Origin of the sequence: Sphingorhabdus sp., from assembly GCF_044239005.1 — a bacterium.
Lineage (GTDB): Bacteria > Pseudomonadota > Alphaproteobacteria > Sphingomonadales > Sphingomonadaceae > Sphingorhabdus_B.
This window is the reverse complement of sequence record NZ_JBIICH010000016.1, coordinates 1-26,363: the sequence shown is the minus strand read 5'-3', so window position 1 is coordinate 26,363 and position 26,363 is coordinate 1. Positions and strand designations below refer to the sequence as shown.

26 protein-coding genes, 1 tRNA gene and 1 pseudogene are annotated in these 26,363 nt (G+C 56.7%); 15 read left to right on the top strand and 13 right to left on the bottom strand.

Translation table 11 applies throughout. The annotated features are described in order from the left end of the window. From ACILQA_RS02505 to clpS, 5 genes and pseudogenes are all read left to right on the top strand, one after another. A pseudogene (locus ACILQA_RS02505) lies at positions 1 to 636 on the top strand (class I poly(R)-hydroxyalkanoic acid synthase); the annotation flags it as partial. Between the two features lie 64 nt (positions 637 to 700). Further along, the gene (locus ACILQA_RS02500) at positions 701 to 1,894 is read left to right on the top strand and encodes an acyl-CoA dehydrogenase family protein (RefSeq protein WP_333569286.1); all 1,194 of its coding nucleotides are present in this window, start codon (positions 701 to 703) and stop codon (positions 1,892 to 1,894) included. Between the two features lie 111 nt (positions 1,895 to 2,005). Next, entirely contained in the window at positions 2,006 to 3,145 is a 1,140-nt protein-coding gene (locus ACILQA_RS02495) for an acyl-CoA dehydrogenase family protein (RefSeq protein ID WP_395628264.1), read from the top strand. Positions 3,146 to 3,426: 281 nt separating this feature from the next. Beyond that, the gene (locus ACILQA_RS02490; protein WP_395628263.1) at positions 3,427 to 3,864 is read left to right on the top strand and encodes a phasin family protein; all 438 of its coding nucleotides are present in this window, start codon (positions 3,427 to 3,429) and stop codon (positions 3,862 to 3,864) included. A gap of 215 nt (positions 3,865 to 4,079) precedes the next feature. Continuing rightward, positions 4,080 to 4,409, top strand: coding sequence for an ATP-dependent Clp protease adapter ClpS (gene clpS, locus ACILQA_RS02485; RefSeq protein ID WP_395628262.1), 330 nt, complete (start codon positions 4,080 to 4,082; stop codon positions 4,407 to 4,409). 9 nt (positions 4,410 to 4,418) lie between these two features. On the opposite strand, the gene ACILQA_RS02480 is transcribed toward clpS, so the two are convergent. Continuing rightward, positions 4,419 to 6,116, bottom strand: a complete 1,698-nt coding sequence (locus ACILQA_RS02480) for an amidohydrolase (RefSeq protein ID WP_395628261.1) — start codon at positions 6,114 to 6,116, stop codon at positions 4,419 to 4,421. Positions 6,117 to 6,200: 84 nt separating this feature from the next. Here ACILQA_RS02480 and ACILQA_RS02475 point away from each other — a divergent pair, with 84 nt between their 5' ends. From ACILQA_RS02475 to ACILQA_RS02460, 4 genes are all read left to right on the top strand, one after another. Continuing rightward, entirely contained in the window at positions 6,201 to 6,926 is a 726-nt protein-coding gene (locus tag ACILQA_RS02475) for an SDR family NAD(P)-dependent oxidoreductase (protein ID WP_306063642.1), read from the top strand. After that, positions 6,908 to 7,528, top strand: a complete 621-nt coding sequence (locus ACILQA_RS02470; protein ID WP_395628260.1) for a 2-hydroxychromene-2-carboxylate isomerase — start codon at positions 6,908 to 6,910, stop codon at positions 7,526 to 7,528. The genes ACILQA_RS02475 and ACILQA_RS02470 overlap by 19 nt, the downstream gene beginning before the upstream one ends. Positions 7,529 to 7,578: 50 nt before the next feature. After that, positions 7,579 to 8,859 (top strand): UDP-N-acetylglucosamine 1-carboxyvinyltransferase, encoded by a 1,281-nt coding sequence (murA, locus tag ACILQA_RS02465; RefSeq protein WP_306063644.1) that lies wholly within the window; start codon positions 7,579 to 7,581, stop codon positions 8,857 to 8,859. Positions 8,860 to 8,948: 89 nt separating this feature from the next. Then, positions 8,949 to 9,569, top strand: a complete 621-nt coding sequence (locus ACILQA_RS02460; RefSeq protein ID WP_395628259.1) for a LuxR C-terminal-related transcriptional regulator — start codon at positions 8,949 to 8,951, stop codon at positions 9,567 to 9,569. A gap of 31 nt (positions 9,570 to 9,600) precedes the next feature. Here ACILQA_RS02460 and ACILQA_RS02455 read toward each other — a convergent pair whose 3' ends face one another. The 5 genes from ACILQA_RS02455 to ACILQA_RS02435 form a co-directional block, all read right to left on the bottom strand. Then, the gene (locus tag ACILQA_RS02455) at positions 9,601 to 9,828 is read right to left on the bottom strand and encodes a ribbon-helix-helix domain-containing protein (RefSeq protein WP_324479543.1); all 228 of its coding nucleotides are present in this window, start codon (positions 9,826 to 9,828) and stop codon (positions 9,601 to 9,603) included. A gap of 13 nt (positions 9,829 to 9,841) precedes the next feature. Continuing rightward, positions 9,842 to 10,564, bottom strand: coding sequence for an acetoacetyl-CoA reductase (gene phbB, locus ACILQA_RS02450; protein WP_333569295.1), 723 nt, complete (start codon positions 10,562 to 10,564; stop codon positions 9,842 to 9,844). Between the two features lie 108 nt (positions 10,565 to 10,672). After that, on the bottom strand, positions 10,673 to 11,671 hold the full coding sequence (gene hemH / locus ACILQA_RS02445; protein ID WP_395628258.1) for a ferrochelatase: 999 nt from the start codon (positions 11,669 to 11,671) through the stop codon (positions 10,673 to 10,675). Further along, complete coding sequence (locus ACILQA_RS02440; RefSeq protein ID WP_395628257.1) at positions 11,671 to 13,947, bottom strand: molybdopterin cofactor-binding domain-containing protein; 2,277 nt, start codon at positions 13,945 to 13,947, stop codon at positions 11,671 to 11,673. The genes hemH and ACILQA_RS02440 overlap by 1 nt, the downstream gene beginning before the upstream one ends. Continuing rightward, positions 13,944 to 14,918 carry an Mrp/NBP35 family ATP-binding protein gene (locus ACILQA_RS02435; protein WP_395628256.1) on the bottom strand — a complete coding sequence of 325 codons (975 nt, stop codon included), beginning with the start codon at positions 14,916 to 14,918 and terminating at the stop codon, positions 13,944 to 13,946. Before ACILQA_RS02435 ends, ACILQA_RS02440 begins: the two co-directional genes overlap by 4 nt. Positions 14,919 to 14,989: 71 nt before the next feature. Here ACILQA_RS02435 and hflK point away from each other — a divergent pair, with 71 nt between their 5' ends. From hflK to ACILQA_RS02415, 4 genes are all read left to right on the top strand, one after another. After that, positions 14,990 to 16,111 carry a protease modulator HflK gene (gene hflK, locus ACILQA_RS02430; RefSeq protein WP_395628255.1) on the top strand — a complete coding sequence of 374 codons (1,122 nt, stop codon included), beginning with the start codon at positions 14,990 to 14,992 and terminating at the stop codon, positions 16,109 to 16,111. Next, positions 16,111 to 16,953: a protease modulator HflC gene (gene hflC / locus ACILQA_RS02425; protein WP_395628266.1), complete on the top strand. Its 843-nt coding sequence runs from the start codon at positions 16,111 to 16,113 to the stop codon at positions 16,951 to 16,953. Before hflK ends, hflC begins: the two co-directional genes overlap by 1 nt. 117 nt (positions 16,954 to 17,070) lie before the next feature. Further along, positions 17,071 to 18,564 (top strand): trypsin-like peptidase domain-containing protein, encoded by a 1,494-nt coding sequence (locus ACILQA_RS02420; protein ID WP_395628254.1) that lies wholly within the window; start codon positions 17,071 to 17,073, stop codon positions 18,562 to 18,564. Positions 18,565 to 18,603: 39 nt separating this feature from the next. Continuing rightward, positions 18,604 to 19,806, top strand: a complete 1,203-nt coding sequence (locus tag ACILQA_RS02415) for a M20 family metallopeptidase (RefSeq protein ID WP_395628253.1) — start codon at positions 18,604 to 18,606, stop codon at positions 19,804 to 19,806. A gap of 27 nt (positions 19,807 to 19,833) precedes the next feature. Here the strand turns inward: ACILQA_RS02415 and ACILQA_RS02410 are convergent, their stop codons facing one another. From ACILQA_RS02410 to ACILQA_RS02400, 3 genes are read right to left on the bottom strand one after another with little or no spacing between them, the layout of a single operon-like run. After that, a complete protein-coding gene (locus tag ACILQA_RS02410) occupies positions 19,834 to 21,030 on the bottom strand; it encodes a dipeptidase (protein ID WP_395628252.1) in 1,197 nt (398 codons plus the stop codon). Beyond that, complete coding sequence (nadB, locus tag ACILQA_RS02405; RefSeq protein ID WP_395628251.1) at positions 21,027 to 22,601, bottom strand: L-aspartate oxidase; 1,575 nt, start codon at positions 22,599 to 22,601, stop codon at positions 21,027 to 21,029. Before nadB ends, ACILQA_RS02410 begins: the two co-directional genes overlap by 4 nt. Continuing rightward, positions 22,602 to 23,519, bottom strand: coding sequence for an ABC transporter ATP-binding protein (locus tag ACILQA_RS02400; protein ID WP_395628250.1), 918 nt, complete (start codon positions 23,517 to 23,519; stop codon positions 22,602 to 22,604). 97 nt (positions 23,520 to 23,616) lie between these two features. Between ACILQA_RS02400 and ACILQA_RS02395 the strand changes: the two genes are divergently transcribed. Both ACILQA_RS02395 and ACILQA_RS02390 read left to right on the top strand, forming a co-directional pair. Further along, positions 23,617 to 23,703 carry a DUF4402 domain-containing protein gene (locus ACILQA_RS02395; protein WP_395628265.1) on the top strand — a complete coding sequence of 29 codons (87 nt, stop codon included), beginning with the start codon at positions 23,617 to 23,619 and terminating at the stop codon, positions 23,701 to 23,703. Between the two features lie 39 nt (positions 23,704 to 23,742). Beyond that, positions 23,743 to 23,934 carry a zinc-finger domain-containing protein gene (locus tag ACILQA_RS02390; RefSeq protein WP_324479532.1) on the top strand — a complete coding sequence of 64 codons (192 nt, stop codon included), beginning with the start codon at positions 23,743 to 23,745 and terminating at the stop codon, positions 23,932 to 23,934. 78 nt (positions 23,935 to 24,012) lie between these two features. Here the strand turns inward: ACILQA_RS02390 and ACILQA_RS02385 are convergent, their stop codons facing one another. From ACILQA_RS02385 to rplI, 4 genes are all read right to left on the bottom strand, one after another. After that, complete coding sequence (locus ACILQA_RS02385) at positions 24,013 to 24,714, bottom strand: Crp/Fnr family transcriptional regulator (RefSeq protein WP_395628249.1); 702 nt, start codon at positions 24,712 to 24,714, stop codon at positions 24,013 to 24,015. A gap of 74 nt (positions 24,715 to 24,788) precedes the next feature. Then, positions 24,789 to 24,865 (bottom strand) — tRNA-Met (locus ACILQA_RS02380). Positions 24,866 to 24,952: 87 nt separating this feature from the next. Continuing rightward, a complete protein-coding gene (locus tag ACILQA_RS02375) occupies positions 24,953 to 25,459 on the bottom strand; it encodes a 2'-5' RNA ligase family protein (RefSeq protein ID WP_395628248.1) in 507 nt (168 codons plus the stop codon). A 251-nt stretch (positions 25,460 to 25,710) separates the two neighbouring features. Further along, a partial coding sequence (gene rplI / locus ACILQA_RS02370) for a 50S ribosomal protein L9 (RefSeq protein WP_395628247.1) occupies positions 25,711 to 26,363 on the bottom strand: 653 nt, incomplete at its 5' end.

Below are 26,363 nucleotides of genomic sequence, written 5' to 3'. Positions count from 1 at the left end.
GCACCGCATGGCTATTTGGACGGTCGCTTCCTTGCGCTGACGTTCAACATGCTGCGCGGCAAGGACCTGATTTGGTCGACGGTCGTCAAAAATTATTTGCTGGGTGAAGATTACCCCGCGTTCGATCTGCTGCACTGGAATGGCGACGTCACCAATCTTCCCGCAAAATGGCACAAAGCCTATCTGGCGGACCTCTATCGCGATAACCGTCTGGTTGAGCCGGATAGCCTATCTGCGCTGGGTACGCCGATTGATTTGCGTCGCGTGCAAACGCCTTCTTATATTCAGGCCGGACGTGAAGACCACATTGCGCCTGCCGAAAGCGTTCGGAAGCTGCAGGATCACTTTAGCGGCCCTGTCAAATTCCTGTTGGCGGGCAGCGGACATATTGCGGGCGTGGTGAACCCTCCAGCGCAAAACAAATATCAATATTGGACGAACGAAGGCAACGCAGGCTCGCTCGCAGAATTCATCGACGGCGCCACCGAAACCAAGGGCAGCTGGTGGCCGGATTGGCTTGTTTGGCTGCTGGACAAGGGTGACGATAAAGTCCCTGCCACGGGCGCCCGCATACCCGGCGAAGGCACGTTGAAGGCACTGGAATCTGCCCCGGGTAGCTATGTAAAAGCGCGATGAGATTCAGTTGACGTTTACGTAAACGTTCACTAGTTCTGATTCAGCTATTTTTAGGAGAATCGTGATGCAACTGGAATTCAGTCCCGAAGAAATCGCCTTCCAGCAGGAAGTGCGCACATTCATCGCCGAAAATTATCCCGAGAATCTCCGTTCGGTGCAAGACGAAGGGCATGATCTTTCGAAAGAAGATTTTCTGTCATGGCATCGCATTCTTGCGAAAAAAGGCTGGATCGCGCCAGCATGGCCTGTCGAATATGGCGGCACTGGCTGGACCGCAACGCAACGTTTCATCTGGTCCGAAGAACTCGCCGCGGCGGATTGCGTCGGCACCATGCCCTTTGGCCTATCGATGGTAGGACCTGTCATCTACACCTTCGGCACGCCGGAACAAAAAGCACAATTCCTGCCCGGCATCTTGTCCGGCGACGATTGGTGGTGCCAAGGGTATTCGGAACCTGGCGCAGGTTCTGACCTTGCTTCGCTGCGCACAAAGGCCGTCCGCGATGGCGACCATTATGTCGTGAACGGTCAAAAGACATGGACCACGATGGCGCAATATGCAGACTGGGGCTTCTTCCTCGTCCGCACCGATTCCGATGCCAAGGCGCAGGAAGGCATTAGCTTCCTTCTCATCAACATGAAGACGCCCGGCGTAACCGTTCGCCCGATCATCACTTTGGGCGGCGAACATGAAGTCAACGAAGTATGGTTGGAAGACGTCCGCGTACCCGTTGCCAATCGCATTTATGAAGAAAACAAGGGCTGGACCTGCGCCAAGTTCTTGCTGGCGCATGAGCGTACCGGCATCGCCGCCGTTGCCCGTTCGAAGCGTGGCGTTGAGAAGATCAAATCCATTGCCCGCACAGAGCAGGACGGTGACCGTCCATTGATCGCCAACCCATTTTTCAAGCGCAAGATTTCGGAACTTGAAATCGATCTGACCGCATTGGAATTCACCGAACTACGTAGCCTTGCCGGCGAAGCAGCGGGCAAGGGCCCTGGCCCAGAATCCAGCCTGCTGAAAATCAAGGGCTCTGAAATCCAGCAGCGGATTACCGAACTCGCATTGGAAGCGGTCGGCCATTATGGCGCGCCCTATTTCCGCGGATTTGGCGAAGGCGACAACGAACATCCAATTGGTCCGGATTACGCGCATCGCGCTGCTCCGACCTATTTCAACACCCGCAAGACGACGATTTACGGTGGTTCCAACGAGATCCAACGCAACATCATCGCCAAGATGGTGCTGGGTATTTAATCTAAAATTTTGCCGTCACCCTGAACGCGTTTCAGGGTCTTAATGCGCAACGTTGACATTAAGATGCTGAAACAAGTTCAGCATGACGGACCACTGGACAGGATAATTATAATGGATTTCAGCTACACCGAAACGCAGGACATGATCCGCGAAACCCTGAGCCGCTTTCTGGCGGACACGTATGACTTTGACAGCCGCAACAAGATGATTGCCAGCGGCAGCGGACGTGACGCCGGCATCTGGAAGGCACTGGCGCAAGATCTCGGCATGCTCGGCGCATCATTTAGCGAAGCCCATGGCGGACTTGGCGGCGGTCACCTCGAAAATGCTTTGATCATGGAAGAATTGGGCAAGGTCATCGCGATCGAGCCCTATTTGCAGACCGTCGTTCTTGGCGGTGGTGCGTTGAAGGCTGTTGGCGGCGCGATTGCCGATGCCGTCATTCCAGAAATCATTGGCGGCAACGTCATCATCGCATTTGCCTATGCGGAACCACAGGGTCGCTATAATCTTGCGAACATTCGCACGACAGCGAAGAAAGACGGCGCAGGCTATGTGCTGAACGGCCATAAGGGTGTGGTTTACGCGGCCCCTTGGGCAACGCATTTGCTGGTCACCGCCCGTACCGGCGGTTCAGGCAGCGAAGCCAATGGCGTATCGCTGTTCCTGATTGACGCAAATACCGCTGGCATCGTGCGCCGCGACTATCCAACCGTCGATGGTTTCCAGGCTTCTGAAGTCTATTTCGAAAATGTTGCGATCCCCGGTGACGCGCTGTTGGGTGATGAGGGCGCTGGCCTTCCGCTGATCGAACGCATTGTCGACGAAGCAACTGTTGCCGTCTGTGCAGAAGCCTGCGGTGTCACCGCCAAGCTGCATTCGGGCACGCTCGAATATGCGCGGCAGCGTAACCAGTTCGGCCAGCCCATTTCGCGCTTCCAAGTGTTGCAGCACCGCATGGTCGATATGTTCATGGAAGTTGAACAGTCAAAATCCATGACGACAATGGCGACCTTGAAGCTCGATTTGCCGGCGGCAGAGCGTATGGCTGCGGTATCGGCATGTAAGGCGAAGGTATCGCGCGCAGCGAAGTTCGTGGGCCAAAGCGCCATTCAAACGCATGGCGGCATCGGCATCACGCAGGAACTGGCCATCGGTCATTTCTTCAAACGCGCAACGATGATCGAAAGCCAATTTGGTTCTGCTGACCATCATTATGAGCGTTTTGAACGCCTGACATTGGCGGATTAACGCGCCAATTCAAATTATTGTGCAGTGCAACATTTTTGTTGACAGTGCGTGCACGAATCTTTATTGTGCACTGCAACACAACAGAAATGGTGCACGCCATGGTACGCAAATTAGCAGCTACGTCTTCGACTGAAACCGTTGAACCAACGGCGTCGAAGGCTGCGCCTGCGAAAGCTACACCAAGCACCGTTGCAAAGAAGAAGGTTGCGAAACCTGCTGCTTTACCGGCGAAGAAAGCCGTGTCTGTTGGATCTGAACCGATTGCTCAAGGAGTGACGAATATGACTGACACTGTAAAAGCCACCGCTGAAAAAGCGACCGAGTTTTTCGCTGACGTGCGCGAAAAGGCAAGCGAAGCGACTGAAAAAGGCAAGAAGTTCGCGGCTGAAGCCGTTGAATTCAACAAAGCCAACGTCGAAGCCATCGTTGAAGCTGGCAAGATCGTTGCCAAGGGCGCTCAGGAAATGGGCAAGACCAACATCGAATTCGCCAAGAAGAACTTCGAAGACGTTCAGGTTGCGGTAAAAGAATTGACTGCCGTCAAATCGCCAACCGATTTCGTTAAGTTGCAGGGTGAACTGGCGCGCAAGGGCTTTGACACTGCAGTAGCGCAGGGTTCGAAGAACACCGAAGCGATGGTCAAGCTGGTAAACGAAATGTTCCAGCCGATTTCGAACCGCATCGCGGTAACGACTGAGCTTTTCAAGAAAGCTGCATAAGTTTTCTGAGGTCATTGCGCTGGCGCATTTCGCGCCTGCTGCCCTCTCTCTCCTCCTTATGGTGGTGGGCAACCGAGAAACGCTAGCGCAATCATAAAAGAGCCGTCCTTTCCCCTGCGGAAAGGGCGGTTTCTTTTTGGCCAAACGAAATTGATATGGAACAGGGGTTGCACAGTCACCCTACCCTGACCTATTTTAGAGTGATGCAGATCCATATGGCACAAGATGACGACGACAAACCAGGCGGCACACCCGGCGTCGGCCTTGCCACGCGTACACGGCCAAAGACTCAAAAGCCCAGCCTGTATAAAGTCCTGCTACTCAACGACGATTATACGCCGATGGAGTTCGTCGTTCATGTGCTGAAGGCATTTTTTCAGATGGACACAGATCAGGCAACGCGCGTGATGCTACATGTCCACCAAAAGGGCGTCGGCGTGTGCGGCATCTTCACTTATGAAGTTGCCGAAACCAAGGTGACGCAGGTCATGGACTTCGCCCAAAAAAATCAGCACCCGCTGCAATGTACGTTGGAAAAAGACTAAGGTCAGGACCTATGGTTCGCGCGGCGAACCCAACGACCCATATATTGTTTTGCCATCTTTAATCGTCGCAACCACTTTGATGCTGTATATGTTGGCCGCGTTCACCGTCAGCGGGTTTCCGTCCAGAATGACAAGATCCGCGCGCTTACCCGCCGCTAGACTGCCTTTGTCCCCGTCCTCTCCAATTTGCCACGCGGCATTGATCGTCACTTGTTGCAATGCGCGATAGGGCGATATCCGCTCAATTGGCCCCAATATGTCGCCGCTTTGCGTCAGCCTGTTCACCGATGACCAGACCAGCCGCATCATGTCGGGCGGTACAACCGGAGAGTCATTATGCGCCGTCGGGCGCAGCCCCAGTGCCCAGCCCGTTGCCTGTGGCGAGATAAAATCGGCGCGCTTGGGCCCAAGCGCTACGTCGCGGTGCCAGTCGCCCCAATAATAAGTATGGTTGGCAAAAAAGCTGGGCTGGATATCCAGCGCCTTCATGTCCTTTAGCTGATCGAGTTGAACCACTTGATTGTGGATGGCGATGGTGCGCTTACCCGCCAGACCATTATCCCGGACCCCGTCGATCAGGGCCTGCGCCGCGGCGTCGCCGTTGACATGGACAAAAACCTGCCAGCCATTTTGTGCGGCATCCGCCAATTTGCCATTGAACAATTTCAGATCAATCGCGGGGTAACCGGCATAGCCCTCTTTCTGGCCATGTGGCGGGATGGGTATCGGGTCTTTCAACCACGCCGTGCGTCCCTGCGGCGAACCATCAAGCGTCAGTTTAATGCCGCCAATGCGCAAATGCCCGCCCGCTGGATAAGTCTTTCCAATTCGCGCACGTACCGCCGCGGGCCAGTCACGTTCAAAAGAGGTCAGCGCCACGACATCAATCGGGAATAGCCCGCGCTTGTCCGCTTCCTCCATCGCTGCCCAGCTTTCCGGCATGATCCGTCCGTCCTGCCCGGTGGTGATACCGTTGGCGGCATAGATTTTGGCACCCGTCACCAGCGGCGCAATGCTGGCATCCAGGCTGGGCGGTGTCAGCACTTTCAACACGGGATACAGCGCCGTTTCCTCCAGCACGCCATTGGGCGTTTTGCCATCGCCCTCACGCCGGATCACCCCGCCCATGGGATCGGGCGTCTCTGGCGTATAGCCGACCAGTTTCAGCATCGCCGAATTCATCGCCGCAAAATGCCCGCTGACATGCAGTATCAAAATCGGAACGTTGCTTGAAACCGCATCCAGATCCGCCCGTGTCGGATGGCGCCGCTCGGCGAGTTGCGAGTCGTCATAGCCATTGCCGATAATCAGCGGCATGCCTTCGGGGCGTGGATATTGGCGCAGCACGTCCTGCAACTCTGCAATTGATTTAACGGTCCCAACGGGCGGTGGTTGCAATTGCGCCATCGACGCATTCTGCCCGACATAGCCCATATGCCCGTGCGCATCGATAAACCCGGGCAGAACGGTGCGCCCTTTCAGGTCGACCAATTCGACCTTTTTGGCGGCAGCTTTTTTGACCGAGGCGAGCGTGCCAAGAGCGGCGATTTTACCGTTGCGCAGCAATATGGCCTCAACAAACTCCGGCTGATCGCCAGCCATGGTGAGTATCGATCCGCCCGTTAGAATGATGTCCGTCGTTTGCGCTGGCGCCGCAGCCAATAGCAACGGTGCAAATGCGCAAAGCAGGCCATATTTCAAACGCATTACTCTCTCCCAAGACTTTATCGACCGACTATCGGTTGCAAATTCCGGGCTGGCAAGTCATCCCGTCGTGCAAGGAGAAATAATATGGCAGCAGCATTGATCGTTGGCGCAGGTGACGCAACTGGCGGCGCGATTGCAAAGGCTTTTGCCCGCGAAGGCTACACCGCTTGTGTCAACCGACGTGCGCGTAACGCCGATGAATTGGACGCGCTGGTAAAATCCATTCATGCCGAGGGCTATGCTGCCCGCGCCTATCCAGCAGACGCGCGCATTGAGGAAGAAGTCGTGGCAATGGTCGACGCGATTGAGCGCGATGTGGGCCCGATTGAGGTTGCCGTGTTCAACATCGGCGCCAATGTGAACTTCTCAATTCTGGATATGACTTCCCAAGTCTATCGCAAGGTTTGGGAAATGGCGGCCTTTGCGGGTTTCCTCATGGGACGAGAGGCGGCGCGCCGGATGGTCGAGCGCCAGTCGGGAACAATCATTTTCACTGGCGCGACCGCAAGCATCCGCGGCGGAAGCGGCTTTTCGGCCTTTTCCGGTGCAAAAGGCGCGCTGCGCATGCTGGCGCAGTCAATGGCGCGCGAACTTGGACCAAAGAATATTCACGTGGCGCATGTCATCATTGATGGCGGCATCGACACCGCCTTTATCAGGGGCATTCACCCCAATTTCGAAGCGGCCAAGGCGGCGGACGGCGTGTTGTCACCTGATGCGATTGCCCTGCAATATGTGGCATTACACAAACAACACCGCAGTGCGTGGACGCATGAGATGGATTTACGGCCATGGACGGAGAATTTTTGATGACCAAAAGCTTCCAATTTCTTTTCGATTTCGGCGGGCCCAACAGCTATCTCGCGCACAAGATGCTGCCCGATATCTGCGCACGTACGGGCGCGGAAGCCGTCTATATCCCTATCTCGCTGGGGGGACTGTTCAAGCTGACGAACAACCAAGCACCGTTCATGCGCTATGCGGAGACGCCTGCAAAACGCAATTATGAGATGCTGGAATTCGACCGCTTCGTCAAAGCACATGCACTGCCGTTCAAAATGAACCCGCGCTTCCCCATCAATTCCCTGCAGCTGATGCGCGGCGCGGTTGCCGCCCAACATCTCGGCTGCTTTGCGCCTTATGTGGACGCAGTGATGGCGGCGATGTGGGAAGATGGCGCGGACATGGGCGATGCACAGCTTGTCGCGACGGTTCTAGACGCAGCTGGCCTCGACAGTGCAGCATTGCTCGCCAAGGCCGAGGATCCGTCCGTGAAAGCGGAATTGATCGCGAATACCGAAGATGCCGCGAAACGCGGGGCATTTGGCGTCCCGACATTTTTTGTGGGCGACGACATATATTGGGGCAAAGAACGATTGGGTCAGCTTGAGATTGCACTCACCACGTCGTGACTTCCAATTCCTAAGTTGCGCCGCAATCGATTCCCGCTAAATACCCTGCAATGGATAAGATAATCGTACGCGGCGGCAATACGCTCAAGGGCAAGATCCCTATTTCAGGTGCGAAGAACAGCGCATTGACGCTGATACCCTGCGCACTGCTGACCGACGAGCCGCTGACCTTGCGCAATTTGCCACGCTTGGCCGACATTGACGGTTTTCAGCATTTGATGAACCAGTTCGGTATTTCCACAACGGTTGCCGGATCGCGTCCTGAAGATTTCGGCCGCGTAATGACGCTCGAAGCGACGCGTATCACCACAAACATCGCACCCTATGACCTTGTCCGCAAAATGCGCGCGTCGATTCTGGTCTTGGGCCCCATGCTTGCCCGTGCGGGCGAAGCGACCGTGTCGCTGCCGGGCGGATGCGCCATCGGCAACCGGCCAATCGACCTTCACCTAAAAGCGCTCGAGGCATTCGGTGTCGAAATTGAAGTTGCCGCAGGATATGTGAAGGCGGTCGCCAAAAAAGGGATTCCCGGCGGGACCTACACCTTCCCCGTGGTTTCCGTGGGCGCGACCGAAAATGCCCTGATGGCGGCCAGCCTCGCGAAGGGCACATGTGTTCTGCACAATGCCGCGCGCGAACCGGAAATCGTCGATCTGTGCAACTTGCTTGTCGCGATGGGCGCGCAGATTGAAGGCATCGGCACATCCGACCTGATCATTCATGGCAAAGACCGTCTGCATGGCGCCACATACCGCGTTATGAGCGACCGGATCGAAGCGGGCAGCTATGCCTGCGCCGCAGCCATTACCGGCGGCGATATTGAACTTGTCGGCGCAAAGGCGAGCGAAATGGACGCAACGTTGGATGCGCTGCGCCAATCAGGCGTCACGGTGGAAGAAACGGCCGGCGGGATCCGCATCGCGTCCGATGGCAAATTAAAGCCGCTGACGATTTCAACCGCGCCATATCCCGGCTTTGCAACCGATATGCAGGCGCAGTTCATGGCCATGCTGTGCATGGCGGACGGCGCAAGTGTTCTGACCGAAACGATTTTCGAGAACCGGTACATGCACGTCCCCGAACTCAACCGTATGGGCGCGCATATCGAAACCAAGGGCCGTACGGCCATTGTCCACGGCGTGAAGAAAATGACGGGCGCGCCTGTGATGGCAACCGATTTGAGAGCCTCTATGAGCCTTGTGATCGCTGGCCTGGTCGCAGAGGGCGAAACGCATGTGAGCCGGCTGTACCACCTCGACAGGGGCTATGAACGGCTAGAAGAAAAGCTTCAGCTTATCGGCGCGGATGTTGAGCGGGTGGGCTCAGACTAACGAGCGCCATTCGAATCGGAGCGTCGCATTCAAGGAACAGTTGCCACATTGATATTTTTGCGGCATCTCTCATCAAAGTGAAATCGAATGTGAATCCGAAGCCAAGCCAAGCCACGCGTCATCCAGTTTTGGATTCGATCCGCTTTAGCCCCATCGCAACCGTCGTCAGCGACCCCACCAAGCCAGACAATCCCCTGATTGCGGTGAATGCGGCTTTTTGTGCGCTAACCGGCTATGCAGAAGACGAAGTCATCGGTCGCAACTGCCGTTTCTTGCGCGGTCCGGACACCGAAAATGGCCAGACGGAAAAGCTGCGCTCGGCAGTGCAAGGGCAACATTCTGCACTGGCAGAACTCATTAACTACCGGAAAGACGGATCCCCCTTTCGCAACGCGGTGATGATTGCGCCATTGTTCGACGATGATGGGAATCTTGAACTGTTCGTCGGGTCCCAAATCGAAGTGCTACCCGAAGAGGAGAGCATTGGGCTGGTGCGGCAACAACAGGCTGCACAGATCGTCGACCGGCTTTCGCCCCGTCAGCGCGAGATTTTGCAGCAGATGGCCCGCGGTTTCCGGACAAAGCAGATTGCCTATCGATTGTCCTTAAGCGAAAAAACGGTCCAGATGCACCGCATGCTGATGTTCAAGAAACTGTCGACGTCGAATGCGGCAGATGCCGTCCGAATAGCGGTCGAAGCAGGGCTTTAACCGACCGGACAGGTCGATGTGACGGAACCCTTTATGCGTTCGCCATCACCCACAATCGAATCGCACTTGCCAATCCGCAGGGTGTGCCCGATTCCAGACGCTCAACATCGATTTGCGCGACCAACGCATTGACGGGCAAATCCTTCTGCTCGGCAGCCCGTTTCAACGCGTCCCAGAAAAGCGGTTCCAGACTGATGGAGGTTTGATGCCCCGCCACCGTCATGCTGCGCTTTACGGGCGGATGATAAATGTCGCTCACCCGCCGACGACCATCAATACATGTGCTGACCACCGTTGATCGACAAAGTCGAACCGGTGATGAAGCCTGCATTGTCGCTCGTCAAAAATTCGACGCCGCGGGCGATTTCGTCGGGTTGACCCAAACGGCCAACCGGGATTTGCGCGACAATCTTTTCCATCACATTTTCCGGGATGGTCGACAGCATTTCGGTGCCGATATAGCCCGGGGCGATTGCATTGGCGGTCACGCCATAGCGCGCACCTTCGGCAGCAAGCGATTTGGTAAAGCCATGGATGCCTGATTTTGCGGCTGCGTAATTTACCTGACCAATTTGGCCGCCCTGACCGTTGACCGAGCCAATGTTTACGATGCGGCCCCATTTGCGTTCGCGCATGCCGGCAAATACCGCCTTGGCCATGTTGAAACATCCCGTCAGGTCGACCCGGATCACTTCGTCCCATTGTTCGAATGTCATCTTCATCATCGTAGCATCGCGGGTGATGCCCGCGTTGTTGACCATGATGTCGATCGGCCCGAACTCCGCCTCAATCGCCGCGCAGGCGTCCAGACAGCTTTGATGATCGCCAACGTCCCACTTCCGCACCGCAATGCCGGTCCGCTCCGAAAAAGCCTTGGCGGCCGCGTCATTGCCACCATAGTTGGCGATGACCATCCGGCCTTTTTCCTGAAGCTTCAAACAGATCGCTTCGCCAATACCTCGGGTGCCGCCTGTAACCACCGCAATTCGTGACATGCATTGCTCTCCTCATCGCTATTTCCGCCATGATTAATGCACAAGGGCACAAGTGCAAGTTGCCGTAAACGTTAGCACAAAAAAGCCGCAGCCACGCTGTGCCAACGATTAGATCCAGCCCGCGAGTTCCTGCGCGATAATCTGTTCAAGCATATCCATGCCGATATCGCTGTCGTTCAAGCACGGCAGATAGGCATAATGTGTGCCGCCCGCTTCTTCGAACTGCTCATGCCCTTGCATCGCGAGCTCTTCGAGCGTTTCGAGGCAATCGACCGAAAAGCCCGGCGCAAAGATCGCGACTTTCTTTGTCCCTTCGCGCGCAAGCTTCATCAGCGTATCGTCGGTGGCGGGTTCAAGCCATTTTGCCCGCCCAAAACGGGATTGGAAACTGACAACAAGATCACGGCCCATGGCTTCCGACAGAAGCCGTGCGGTTTTTTGGCAGTGGCAATGATAAGGGTCGCCCAAATGGAGCGTCCGTTCCGGCATCCCGTGGAAACTGATCACAAGCGCGTCGGGTACGAAATCCAGTTTCGCAAGCGACGCCTCAATCGACGATTTCAACGCACCGATATAGCGCGCATCATCATGATAAGCCGGCAGCGTCCGGATCGCCGGATGCCATCGCATGGCGGTGAGCGTGGCATATGCCTCATCAAGCACAGTACCCGTCGTCGCCCCTGAATATTGCGGATATAATGGCGCAATTAAAATCCGGTTGCACCCCGCCGCTTTCATCGCGGCCAGTTGGTCAGCGACGGACGGATTACCATAGCGCATGGCATATCGCACATCGGCGATCCCTTCCATACGCACCTGCAAAGCTTCCGCCTGTCCGGCTGTAAAGAATGCGAGCGGCGATCCTTTTTCCGTCCAAACTTTGGCATATGCCTGCGCCGATTTTTGCGGACGGGTGTTCAAAATGATGCCGCGCAAAATTGGCTGCCACAGCAAAGGCGGAATTTCGACAACGCGTCGATCCGACAAAAACTGTTTCAAATAGCGCTTCACCGCTGACGTCGTCGGTGCGTCTGGCGTACCCAGATTCACCAGCAGGACGCCGACTTTGGGCGTCGCTACGGGTGGGTGGTCAATTGGTAAGGTCATTATAGTCCCCGGGACAGCAATGGAAGTTCACGCAAACGTATTCCGGCTGCGGAGAATAAAGCGTTTGCAAGTGCGGGGGCAACTGGCGGCACCCCAAGTTCAGTGACACCACCCGGCGCCGCATCGCTGCGCGCAAATTCAACGGTGATTTCCGGCACGTCGGCCAATTTCGGCAAGTCCACATCACGCAGACGGCGGGCGGTTGGCAGGCCGTCCTGAAATTCGGTTGTGGAACCCAAGGCTTGCGCCAATCCAAACACAATGCCGCCCTCAATCTGCTGGCGCGCCAGATCGGGATTAATAAGCCGCCCGCAATCCGCCATCGCATGAATACGGTCGACACGCACGCCGGTTTCGCTGGTACGCGCCGTCACGATAACGGCAATGTGGCTGCCGCGCATGCTGTGGCACGCAAGCCCGCGTCCGCTGCCCGATGCACCCCCGTCCCATCCCGCCATATTGGCGACGCCCGTAAGGCATCGGGCAAGCCGCGTCTGGCCGACAAGCATTTGCATGCGAAACGACAAGGGCTCGACGCCAGCTTTTTGGGCAAGCTCGTCAATGAAACCTTCGACGAAGAAGCAGTTGTAGCTGTGCGCAAGGCTCCGCCACGGCCCGGTTGGCACCGGCATGCGCACCGGAAAATGGTCAATCGTCAGATTGGGAATGGCATATGGTATCTCCGCACCGTGCACCGCGAGCGCGTCAAATTCGCCTGCGGACGCCTTGCGCGCGGCGTCAACGCTTTGCCCATCGATACGGTTTGCAAGCTCACGCATGCTTGATGCCGCGGCCACCCGCACGCTCATGGCGGTCACTGCGCCTTCGGCATTTATCGCGGCGGATAAACGGCCCAGCGCCGGTGTGCGAACATGATCCCGCAGGAAATCTTCGGGGCGCGACCAGACCAATTGCACCGGCCGGCCCACTTCCTTGGCAATGACCGCGACTTGCGCGGCGATCACATTGTCAAAATTGCGGTCAAAGCTTCCGCCCGCCATGACGGGGTAGAGAACGACATCATTTACATCGATGCCAATGGCATTTGCTGCGGCAACTCGCGCGGCCTGGGGCGCTTGTGATGCGATCCATAATTGCAGACGACCATTGCGATAATCCGCCGTCGCTGAACGTGTTTCAATGGGGGCGTGCACCGCCGCACCCACCGAATAGTCGGCCTTAAAAATGCGCGTTGCCGTCTCTGGCGCCATTGCAGCGTCAACGTCGCCTGATTTGAAGGCACGGAAGCCGGGTCCTTTGGCGATCGCGTCGTTGAGCGACTGGCCAATTTTCTGGCTGTCCGCCAGGCCGCCTTTTGTCGCAAAGACGGGCTTCATTGCATCGAGCGCGGTATTGGCTGCCCACCAGTTGCTTGCCACTGCGGCAACCCAGCTTTTGGTGCGCACAACTTGCACCACGCCGCGCATTTTCAGTGCCGCTTTTGTGTTAGCCGATTTCAGCCTACTGTCGCCCGCTGGCCCGCCCCGGACAGACGCGTAGAGCATATCGGGCAGACGAATATCGCCCGCAAAGCTTGCGCTGCCATCGACCTTGGCAGACAGATCGAGCCGCGGCGCGTCACGGCCCGAAAGGCGGTTGCGCGGCGAAGAATTCAGCGGAATCGGCGATGGCGGCGCGAGCTCTGATGCTTCAATGACAAGATCAGCAAATGCGAGGCGCCTCTTTCCAAAGACCACAAAGCCGCGGTCCGTTTGGCACTGTTCCCACGAAATGTCCCAGCGCGCTGCCGCGGCCTGACACAAGACCGCCCGCGCCGCTGCGCCAGCTTCACGGCATGGCTGTTCAAACTGCCTTATGGAGGATGATCCGCCCGTCACCACAAAGACGTCGCGTCTCGCGCGTTCATTGATGCCGCTGGCAACGGGACCGCCATCTGCGTTGAGCGACAGATTTTCGGGCATGAATGCCGGCGCCCACTCACGCGCCAATAATGTGTTTGCAAATATCGGACTTGGCGGCACTGGTTGCACTGCCACCGATCGCCAGTCAGCACCAAGCTCTCCGGCGACGATTTGCGCCAATGCCGTATACACGCCTTGGCCAGACTCGCTTTGTGGAACGCCCACGACGATTTTGCCGTCCTCGGCTATTTTAAGCCATGGTCCGAAAAGATGCTCGCCCTCTACCGTCCGTAAATTGGGCGTATAGCGGCGTGGCCACAGGCCCCAAGCCACAAGCAAGCCGACGCCAGCGCCGCCCCCAATGAGCAGCTTTCGGCGGCTAATGCCTTCGCCTGCCCCTGCGTCTTCCGTCATGCAGGCGCGGCCTTTGGCGCATCCATCCATGCGGATACTTGCCGGGCAATTGCGGCATAGGCATCGCTAATGGGGCCTTCATCCAGTGCCGGTGGGTTGCCTGCATCGCTTGCCATGCGGATTTTGATGTCCAGCGGAATGCGGCCCAAAAACGGAATGCCCAATTCCTTTGCCGCGGCTTCGGCTCCGCCCGAACCAAAAGGATCACTCATTTCGCCGCAATGCGGGCAGAGATAACCTGCCATATTTTCAACGAGCCCAATGATCGGGACTTTCGCGGTGTCAAAAAAGCTGATGGCGCGGGTGGCGTCAATCAATGCCAAATCCTGCGGCGTGGAAATGATAACGGCACCGACCGGCTTGTGCTTTTGGATCATCGACAATTGGATGTCACCGGTGCCCGGCGGCATATCGACCACGATGTCGCGCACATCACCCCATTTGGCATCGACAAGCTGCGACAGGGCATTGCCCGCCATCGGGCCACGCCACGCAATGGCCTGACCCGGATTGACCAACTGGCCCATCGACAGGAAAGGCACGCCGCCAGCGCCCATTACGGGTATCATATTCTTGCCTTCGGCTTCAGGCTTCACGCCCTCAACACCCATCAAACGTGGTTGTGATGGACCGTAGATATCGGCATCAACCAGCCCGACCGATCGGCCGTTCCGCGCCATGGCGATGGCAAGGTTCGTCGACAGCGTTGATTTACCCACGCCACCTTTGCCGCTGGCCACAGCGATCAAGCGCGGCGTAATCCGCTCCGCCGTCAACATGATCCGAACCGACGTCGCGCCTGCGCGTTCAACGGCGCTGCGAACATCGGCTTCCATTTGCGTGCGCGCATCCGCGTTCAAGCCCGACACATCGAGCATAAGCGAAACCGCGCCATCGGCGATTTTCAAACCACTCGCACGAGCGCCGGCGACGGCAGAAATTATATCAGAAAAATGTTCAATATTTGGCATATCATGCCGAATAGATTCAGAATTGCGGGATTGACACTGTTTTTCTGAAAAACCGCTACTACATAGACTTTATGAGCAAAAAAATTGACGAGCAGGGGTCACATATTTTGGCGATAGAAGGCAAAGGACCGTGGGATTCAGACGATTCCCACGACACCGGTACATCCGGTAACGCAAATGAAAAAGGTGGCCGATCAAAGCCTGATCCGGTTAATCCGTGGGACCCGACACCGGAAGGTGCGGCAAAACAATCGCGGACCCGTGGCCCATCACTGGAAGAATTGCTGCGCCGCAAAGGCGGTGGCTTTGGTGGTCTTCCGCAACGGCCGGATGGCAAAAGCTGGTGGCCGATTATCGTCGGTGGCTTTCTCGTGCTCTGGCTCGCTTGGTCAACGATCCACCGGATTGGCCCGGAACAAGAAGGCGTTGTAACCCAGCTTGGCAAATTTGCCCGCACGGTGCAGCCCGGCATTCGTTTCACGCTGCCGTCGCCCATTGAGAGTATCACCAAGATCGATACCAAGCAGATCCAGACGACCTCCATCGGTTCGCCCAAGGCAAGCAGTGAAAATCTGGTCCTGACCAAAGACCAGAGCATCATTGATATGGCCTATGACGTCCGCTGGTCGATCAAGAGCCCGTCGCTATACCTGTTCCAACTCGACAGCCCTGAAGGCACCGTCAAGGAAGTCGCGGAAAGCGCCATGCGCGCCGCCGTTGCGAATTTTGATCTGACCCAAGCCATTGGCCCCGGCCGTGGTGCAATCGAATTGGAAGTGCGCCGCCGCATGCAGCAGATATTGGACGAATATCGCTCTGGTGTGTTGGTGCAGAGCATTTCAATCCGTCAGTCAGACCCACCGGCGGAAGTGAATGATGCATTCCGCGAAGTAAACGCAGCGCAACAACGCCGCGAAAGCTATCTGAACGACGCCCGTGCTTATGCCAGCCGCGTTACCGAGTTGGCCTTGGGTGAAACTGCCGAGTTTGACAAAATCTATGTGCAATATCGTGAAGCGCCCGAAGTCACCAAAAGGCGGCTATATTATGAAACAATGGAGCAAGTGCTTGGCAAGGTCGACAAGACGATTGTCGAAACCGGTGGCGTGACGCCATACCTTCCGCTCCCTGAATTTCAGAAAAAGGCCGCGCAAAAGGCTGAACCCGTTGTTGTGACAGGAAAAAAGCAATGATGACGAATATCATCAGAAACCCGATTTATCTGGCATTGATTGGTATCGGTGCGCTCATTTTGTGGAGCATGTCGGTCACCATCGTCCCCGAAACACAACAAGCGATTATCAGCAGCTACGGCAAGGTTGACCGCGTTGTGAACAAATATCGTCCGAACGAACGATTTGGCGAAACGCGCGCGGGCCTCACCTTCCGCATCCCTTTTGTTGAGCAAATCCAGATTGTCGACAAGCGCGTGTTGAGCGTCGAAATGGATCAGCAGGAAGTGCTTTCCACGGACCAGCTGCGTCTGCAAGTCGACGCTTTTGCCCGGTTCCGCATCACGCAACCGGATGTCATGTATCGGACCATCCGTACCGAAGATCGCCTGCGCGAGCAGTTGAAGACAATATTGGGCTCATCGCTTCGCAACGAATTGGGCAAGCGCACCTTTGTTGCCTTGCTGAGTGCCGAGCGCGGCGAAGTTATGGAAAATATCCAGACAGCGTTGAACCGCGAAGCCAAGAAATATGGCGCTGAAGTCATTGATGTCCGCATTAAGCGCGCGGATTTGCCCGCAGCAACGCTGCAGTCGGCCTATAACCGGATGCGCAGCGCGCGTAATCAGGAAGCGATTGCGATCGATGCCGAGGGCCAGAAAGAAGCGCAGATTATCCGCGCAGACGCCGAAGCCGAAGCCGCACGCATCTATGCCATAAGCTATGGCAAGGATCCGGGTTTCTACGACTTCTATCGCGCCATGCAGAGCTATCGCCAGACTTTCCAGAATGGCGAGGGGTCAAGCAACATCATCTTGTCGCCGCAGAATGCTTATCTTGAGAAATTCCGTACCGGACGTTAGTCGAACGACGGATGACCTTGGCCAATTGGATGGCATCCATTCAATTGGCGTTAAGCTTTACCACGCCATCGAATGGCGGACTTTCGGGCCTGCTGCCCAACTGAATATACGAGAGGAATGATATCCGTGCGTTACGCTTATGCAGTTACCACCGCGCTTTTAATGACAGGTGCCGCCGTAGCTTTGGTCAACGACAATCCCGTGACCGCGCAAACCGGCCTTGCTGTTTCGGAACAAGTTAATCTCGCGCCCGGCGGCGCACCGTCAAGCTTCGCAGACTTGGCTGCACAGTTGCAGCCAGCGGTGGTCAACATCGCCACACGTAAAAAGGTGCAGGTCGCGACCAGCTTTAACCCGCTAACCGGCGAACGTCGCCCAGTGACACAGGATCAAGCAAGCGGTGGCTCAGGGTTTTTGATCTCGAGCGATGGCTATATCGTGACCAACAACCATGTCGTCGCGGGTGGCCCATCGGGCGACGCGGTTGACCGCGTGACCGTCACCTTGTTTGATGGCAAGGAATATGATGCGGAAATCGTCGGCCGTGATCCACAATCAGACATCGCGTTGCTCAAAATCCGTGCGACCGATTTGCCGTTCGTCAAAATGGCCGATTCCAAGAAAAGCCGTGTGGGTGACTGGGTCATTGCAATTGGTAACCCGCTTGGCCTTGGCAACACCGTGACCGCGGGCATTATCTCCGCGCTTCAGCGTAACATCGGTGCAGGTGGCGCATATGACCGCTTCATTCAAACCGACACCGCCATCAACCCCGGCAACTCGGGGGGTCCCTTGTTCAACCTCAAGGGCGAAGTCGTTGGCATCAACAACCGCCTGATTTCACCAGTCGGTGCGAATATCGGCGTCGGATTTGCCATTCCTGCAGAAGAAGCCATTCCTGTGATTGAGTCCCTGAAAAAGGGCGTTCGTCCGGAACGTGGCTATTTGGGTATTAGCATCCGGCCCGTGGATGAGGATACCGCCGACGCGCTTGGTCTGGACAAGAACCGCGGTGAATTTGTCGCCCGCGTTGTTGCCGGTGAAGCCGCGGATAAGGCTGGCCTGAAAGAAGGCGACATCGTTCTGCGCGTCAATGACCGCGATGTTTCGCCTGAAGCGACGCTGTCCTTCATCGTCGCCAATATCAAACCTGGCACCCGCATTCCGCTGGATATCTTGCGTGAAGGCAAGCCGCTGAAGCTGACCGCAACCGTTGGCACACGTCCTCCCGAAGAAAAGCTGGCGCAAAGTTTCAACCCTGAGGAAAACAAGGATTTCGACAAGCAAAGCGACACGCCAGATTCAAAGGTCGTGCGTGATGCTTTGGGCATCAGCGTTATTCCGCTGGATGCCGAAATCGCGCGCGCACTTGGCCTGACCACTGATACAAAGGGTGTCGTTATTGACGTTCCGGGCACCGGCACGGGTGCGCAGGTTGGTCTGCGTCGTGGAGATGTCATCGTATCGGCAAACTACAAGCCGGTGAGCGCAGCAGGCGACCTCGCCGGTGTCGTCAAGGAAGCCAAGGCAGCCGGTCGTGGTGCCATCTTGCTGGGCGTCAAACGCCGCGGTGCACCGACGCAATATGTGACGGTACGTCTGGAAAAATAAGGCAGTTGTCGGGCGCGCCAGGGTGGTGCTAGTTAAGCTATGGACTTAATCAGCACTGACTGGCGCGACGACGCCGAAGACATCCTTCCCGACCTGATCGCGCTGCGCCGCGCCATTCATGCCGAGCCTGAGCTTGGCCTGCAAAACCCCAAGACATTGGCCAAAATAAAGGCCGCGCTTGCTGGCCTGCCGCTGGAGCTGCGTGAAGGGCCATCGACCACGGGGCTCATCGCGACCCTTAAAGGCCCGGCCAATGGCCGTACGGTGCTCCTGCGTGGCGATATGGACGCGTTGCCGCTCCATGAAGATACGGGCCTTGAATATAGCTCGCTGACCGAAGGCGCGATGCATGCCTGTGGGCATGATACCCATGTCGCGATGCTTGTGGGTGCGGCCAAGATGCTATGCGCCAAGCGCGATCAACTCGCCGGCACGGTACAATTCATGTTCCAGCCCGGCGAAGAAGGCCATCATGGCGCACGCTTCATGCTCGACGACGGCTTGATTGATCCGCTGCCCGATGCCGCCTTTGCCTTGCACATCATGCCCAACGCCCCGCGCGGTGTGTTTAGCGGCCGAAGCGGACCGTTGCTGGCGTCGTCTGACGTCCTGAATATTACCGTCAAGGGCGCGGGCGGCCACGCATCGATGCCACATGACGCCGTTGATCCCATACCTGTTGCCTGCGAAATCGTATCGGCCATTCAGACGATGGTCACGCGCAAGATTTCCGTGTTTAACCCGGCGGTCATCACCATTGCCAAAATCGCAGCAGGCACGACCAACAACATCATTCCGGAAACCGCGCATCTTTTGGGCACTATCCGGACCCTGTCGCCGCAGTCACGCGCGCGCGTGGCGGAGGAGCTGCATCGTCTCGCCCCCGGCATCGCCGCTGCCCATGGTTGCAGCGCGGAGGTCCATATTGAACAAGGCTTCCCTGTCACCGTCTGCGACGACCGTGCGGTTCAATTCGGTAAATCCGTCGTTGAGGATATGTTCGGCGCCGAAAGCTGGCTGACGCTCGACACGCCGATCATGGGCGCGGAAGACTTCGCCTATGTCCTTGAGAAGGTGCCCGGCGCCATGTTCTTCTTGGGCGCTTCACATGAGGGCGACGACTGGCGGTCCTGCTGCGGCCTGCACTCCAACCGCATGGTCCTAGACGACAGCGTCATGGCCCGCGGAGCCGCCCTCCACGCCGCAATAGCGGAGCGATATTTGTCCGAAGGCTTTGCGTAACTCTCTCATCACGCAAAGCCGCGACAGCTATTTCCCCGCCGCCTTCTCGACCCCGCGCATGACGCGTAGGGCGTTGCCTTGGGCGATTTTGGCGAGATCGCTCTTGGAATAGCCACGACGTACCAGTTCTGCGAACAGAGCGGGATAGGTCGATACGTTTTCCAATCCCACGGGTAGCTCATCGACACCACCAAAGTCGCCGCCAATGCCGATATGGTCGATGCCGGCAACTTTGCGGATGTGGTCGATATGGTCAGCGACTTGCGCCAATGTTGCTTTGGGCTGTGGATTTGCGGCAATCCATGCGTCTACGGCAGCTTTCTCGCCAACAGGGTTGCCGGAAAATTCCGTTTTCGCACGACCCGCTACAGCCGACCGTTCAAACTCCCACTGGCGGCGTTCGGGCGAGGTAAAGCCCGGGACAAATGTAACCATCACCACGCCGCCATTTTGCGGCAAACGCTTCAACACGGAGTCCGGCACGTTACGCGGATGCGGTGTGATGGCGCGGGCATTGCTGTGCGTGAACAGCACGGGCGCGGTGGTTTTATCCAGCACGTCATGCATCGTTGCCTCTGACACATGGCTGATGTCCGCAATCATCCCCAACCGGTTCATTTCCGCCAGCACGTCAAAACCAAATGGCGACAGACCATCATGCTTTGGCGCATCGGTCGCGCTGTCGGCCCAATCGGTCGTCAGGCTGTGCGTGATGGTCATATAGCGTGCGCCAAGCGCATAGCTTTGTCGCAGGATCTCAAGCGAGTTCCCAATGGAATGCCCACCCTCCATGCCAATCATCGACGCGATCTTGCCTGCCTTCATCGCGCGCTCCACCTCAGCGGCGGTCGATGCATAAACAAAGCTGTCTGGATAGCGCGCGATCATCTGCCGCACGACGTCAATCTGCGCGATGGTGCGTGTTACCGCCTCATGCTTTGGCAGCGCGGCATCGACATATACCGACCAAAATTGTCCGCCGAGGAAACCGGCGCGCGCATTGCGGATATCCGTATGCGTTTTGGCAAGCACATCGGCCGGCAAGGCCGAGAGGTTGAATTTCGAGAAATCCCGATCGAACAATTCCGCAATCTGGTGCGGCGTATCATTGTGCCCGTCGATGATGGGGGATTTCGCCAGCACCTCACGCGCGGTTTCTTCGGGGGTCGCTGCATATGCCGGCGAGAGCGCAACCAAGGCAAAAAGCGGGAGCAGTTTTTTCATGGGACCAAAACGGTATCAACCGCCTCCTTTAACGTTTCGGGATAATCGAGCGTGAAATGCAGCCCCCGGCTTTCATGCCGTGACAAAGCGGACTGAATGATAAGCGCCGCGACCTCGACCAAGTTGCGCAGTTCAATCAGGTCAGGCGTTACGCGGAAATGGCTGTAATAATCGGCAACTTCGCTGCGCAGCAAATCGATACGATGCTGCGCGCGCTCCAGCCGCTTGGTCGTGCGGACGATGCCGACAAAGTTCCACATGAATTGCCGGATTTCACGCCAGCATTGCGCAATGACAACTTCTTCGTCGCTGTCCGTCACGCGGCTTTCATCCCATGCGCGGATGGGCGGTGGTGGTGGCAGGCTGTCCCAATGGGCATCAATATGGCGCGCACAGGCGTCACCAAAGACGAAACATTCCAGCAGCGAATTCGACGCAAGGCGGTTGGCACCATGAAGTCCACTTTGCGTCACTTCGCCAGCCGCATACAGCCCCGGCGCATCGGTTCGGCCATCAAGGTCAACCAGAACACCGCCGCAGGTATAATGCTGCGCTGGCACCACGGGAATGGGCTCGCGCGTGATGTCGATGCCAAGCCCCATTAGCTTTTCATAAATGTTCGGGAAATGCCCCTTCACAAAATCTGCTGGCTTATGGCTGATGTCCAAATGGACATATTCCAACCCGTCGCGCTTAATCTCCGCATCATTGGCGCGGGCAACGATATCGCGCGGCGCAAGCTCTGCGCGTTCGTCATAATCGGGCATATAACGATGCCCGGTTTTGGGATTTTTCAATATGCCGCCTTCGCCGCGCACCGCCTCGGTAATCAGGAAGTTTTTGACCTCAAGATTGTATAGGCAGGTCGGGTGGAATTGCATGAATTCCATATTCGATACGCGGCAGCCAGCGCGCCACGCCATCGCAATGCCATCGCCCGTCGCCCCGCGTGGTGCGGTGGAGTAGAGATAAGTGCGTCCGGCGCCGCCGCTAGCCAAGATCGTAGCGCGCGCAGTGAACGCTTCCACCTGCCCTGTCTTGCGGTTGAGCGCATAGACACCATGGACGCGGCCTGAGGTTGAAAACCGTTCCTGATGGCGGCCCGATATCAAATCAACGGCGACCATATCGGGCACCAGCACGATATTGGGATGCGCCCTCGCGGCGGCCTCCAATGCCTGCTGCACTGCCCATCCGGTGGCGTCATCGACATGGACGATGCGGCGATGGCTGTGGCCGCCCTCACGCGTCAGGTGCCAGTCATTGCCCTCAAGATTAAACGGCACGCCCAGCTTCGCCAGCCGCTCAATGGCGACAGGCGCATTTTCGACGACAAATTCGACGGTCGCACGGTTGTTCAGCCCGGCACCCGCGACCATTGTATCTTCGATATGGCTTTCGAAATTATCGCCGGGCTCCAGCACGGCGGCGATGCCCCCTTGGGCCCAGGCTGTCGCGCCATCGGATATCGCGCCCTTTGCCAAGACGGCGACTTTTCGGCGTGTTGCGAGCTGCAGCGCAGCGGTTAATCCCGCCGCACCTGATCCGATGATGAGGACGTCGACGTCCATTTATGCACTGCTTGTCAGACGCAGGAAGACGTCTTCAAGGTCAGCTTCCTTGGTTGTCACGTCCAATATCCCAAGGCCCAGTCCCTGAATGGTCGTCAACACTTCGCCCGCATTCATCCGGTCTTTGTTATAGGTAATCTCGATTGTGCGCTCATTCACCAATTCGGATTTTTCAAACGCCTCATGGGTAGGCGCAACGGTAACATCCCGATCCAGCGTCAGAACAACCGCCTTTTCCCGGGCCATGCCGACCAGCTCACGCGTTGGCTTGTTGGCAATAAGCTGCCCATGGTTGATGATAGCGATGCGATCACACAATTGTTCGGCTTCTTCGAGATAGTGGGTGGTCAACACCACGGTCACGCCCTGCTTGTTCAGTTCAAGCACATAATCCCACAATTGTTGGCGCAGCTCGATATCGACACCAGCCGTGGGCTCATCGAGCACGATAACAGGCGGCGAATGGACCATGGCTTTGGCCACCAGCAACCGTCTTTTCATACCGCCAGACAATGTACGGGCATAGGCATCCGCCTTGTCCTCCAACCGGACCGCCTTGAGCAGCTCCATCGTCCGCCGCTTGGACTTGGGCACGCCATATAGGCCCGCCTGCAGTTCAAGCGCTTCTTTGGGTGTAAAGAAGGGATCGAACATGATTTCCTGCGGGACAATACCGATCGATGCCTTGGCATTGCGTGGGTTTTCATCGATATCAAAACCCCAAATCGATGCAGAGCCGGAGCTTTTCATCACCATCCCGGCCAATATGTTGATCAATGTGGATTTACCTGCACCATTTGGCCCCAGAAGCCCAAAAATAGATCCCTGAGCGACGTCGAAGCTGACATCACTCAGCGCCTGTTTGCCGCTGGCATATTTTTTAGAGAGATTCTTGATCGAGATAGCTTGTTCAGACATAAGCATGCGATAGCGAACGCAGCCCAGCTAAGCAATCACGGGAAATGACAGATTGCGGGCGTAGCATGAAATGCACGCAATGCATTGATGCGGCTATTTGAGCAGTGCCACGCTTGAGGTTGGCGCAAACCAAGCGCCCGGCGTGTATTCGGGAAACTGGTCGATCACGCTCAATTATTTCTGACCCGTTGCAGCCCCGCAGCGCTTTTGCTACGCGCCGCGCATGAACAACAATCCTGAAACGATCCGAGTCCGTGAACCGCGCGTTGCTTGCGACGGCAGCGGCGATATCCCTGCTGCACTGGGGCACCCCCGCGTCTGGCTTCAGATTGATGAAAAAGGCTATGTCGATTGCGGCTATTGCGACCGGCATTTTGTGCTTGTCGGCGGCCCTGCGGATAACGGCAAAGACTAAAGCCTCCGGTTAAACCCATATTTCTTGCGCTGGCGCTGGCACCATATGCACCGGCCGGACGGACTATAAAAAACCGCCTTATGTGGCGGCAGAAAGACGCTGAAGCCGCGCACGGTCGTGAATGGTCACCGTCCGGCGGTCCGGCAAGTTAATGACACCGTCGGCTTTCAACAGCGATAATTGCCGGCTGACCGTTTCAATGGTTAAGCCAAGAACATCACCCATTTGTTGGCGATCAAGGGGCAATTCAAACCTATCTAAGGCGCCTTTGTCCGCCGAACAGCCAGTCTCACCAAGGCGCGCAGACATTTCGAGCAGCAAGGTCGCAATGCGCTCCGTCGCGGTCTTCTTCCCCAACAGCAACATCCATTCATGGGCACGATCAAGTTCAGTCAACGTCCGCCGCAACAGCTTATGCTCCAGTTCCGGATGCTGCCGCGCGAAGCTGTCAAAAGTGGAACGGGAGAAAATGCATAATTCTGCATCTGTGAGCGCAGTGACGCTGTAGGGGTTTTGCTGACCAAAGGGCCGGCCGATAAAATCAGAGGCGAAGACAAGGCCGACAATCTGTTCGCGGCCATCCGAAATGCTCATGGAAACTTTAAGGACGCCTTCGATGACGTTGGCGACGACAACCGAATCATCGCCTTCCCAAACAACCGTCTGTCCCCTTGTCACGCGCTGCTTGCGGCCAAGCTGCCCCAACGCATCAAGCTCATCGGGTTCGAGGCCGGCGCAAATTGCACGGTTACGTACAACGCATTGGGAACAGTCCTTCATAACCGAAGCTTAGCCCTCGCCTGGGCGTCGGGCAAGCTCATGATGCCGTCCGGTCTATCGTATATGTGGGAGGATGGTAGCGAAGGAGGGACTTGAACCCCCGACCTATGGATTATGATTCCACCGCTCTAACCAGCTGAGCTACTTCGCCATCCAAGCGTGAATCCCGGCGTTTGCGGGGAAGCACGCGGCGCTATAAGCGTGGGGGGTGCATGGGTCAAGGGCTGCGAAACGTTATTCAGCCCCGAAATGCCCATCTGCCAATCTGTTCCCACGGACCGCCGCGATAATAATAAGCAGCGAGGCCATAAATCGACAAGGATCGGGGCTGAAAATTGCTGGAAAGCCTATAGTAGAGTGCTTTCGCAATTGCGGGTTCGACCTTGTTCTGGACGGTGATGTGCAGCCGCGGGCGCGCTTGGTCCTGCGGAATCAGCAAGCCGCGAAACGCTTCGGCCAATGCATCACGAATCGAGAGGAGTTCCGGGCTTTCAACGTGATAAGCCACGCCGCCACCCAGGTTCATAAGGTCACTTAAACGGGCCTTCGGCGCGGGACATTCCGCCGCAAGAGCCGCCAAGCGGGCTTTGACCCCGGCAATATGGCTTGGGGGCAAATGGTGGAACAGCGTGATATGCGCATCGACCATGTTGCGGTCGGCAGGATAATGCGCGCGCCGCAATCCATTGGCCCACGCCTGATCCGCTTTGCCCATTTCGGCGGTGATGATGATGGGTGCGGTCATGGGTTGGCTTTAACCGTACGGGCACGTCACAGCTACCACGCAGTTTGTAATTAGCCTGCCCGCGCCTTGTGATTGCTACATTCGTCACCCTGAACTTGTTTCAGGGTCTTAATTCATTCGACGGTGCAGTAAAAAGTAAGATCCTGAAACAAGTTCAGGATGACGAATGGTGTTGCACGGACGGAAAATGGCACAAAAAAGCCGCCCGGTCTTGCGACGGGGCGGCTTTTTGTTTTTCTTGTCGCGAAAGCTTACGCTTCGTCAGCCTCGGCCGACAAACCACCGGCAGCTTCAGCAGCAGCCTTGGCAGCAGCTTGCTCTTCGCGGCGCTTTGCGTTTGCAGCGGCTTCAGCTGCATCGGCAGCGTCGGCAGCGACTTCGGCTTCAACCTGCGCTTCAATGGCTTCAGCAGCGATCTCGGCCTGTTCAGCTTCGAACATCTGCTCAAGAACGTTGACGCCGTCCTTCTGCAGCTCGGCTTCGTCGTCTGAACGGGCCACATTGACCTGAACCGTAACCGAAACTTCGGGGTGCAGGACAACCTTAACGTCAAATACGCCAAGCGTTTTGATGGGGCGTTCAAGAACGATCATCGACTTGGTAACCTTGGCGTCCTGGGCGACCAGACCGTCAACGATGTCCTTAACCGAAACCGAACCATAAAGCTGGCCAGTTTGCGAAGCCGCACGGATCAGAACGATCTGCTTGCCTTCGACGCCGCCAGAAGCCTTTTGCGCTTCTTCACGACGGGTTGCGTTGTCGCTTTCAATTTTCGCGCGGTTGGCTTCGAAAACCTTGCGGTTTGCGTCGTTCGCACGGAGCGCTTTTTTGTTTGGCAACAGGAAGTTACGGGCATAGCCGTCCTTCACAGTGACAACGTCACCGATTGCACCAAGCTTTTCAA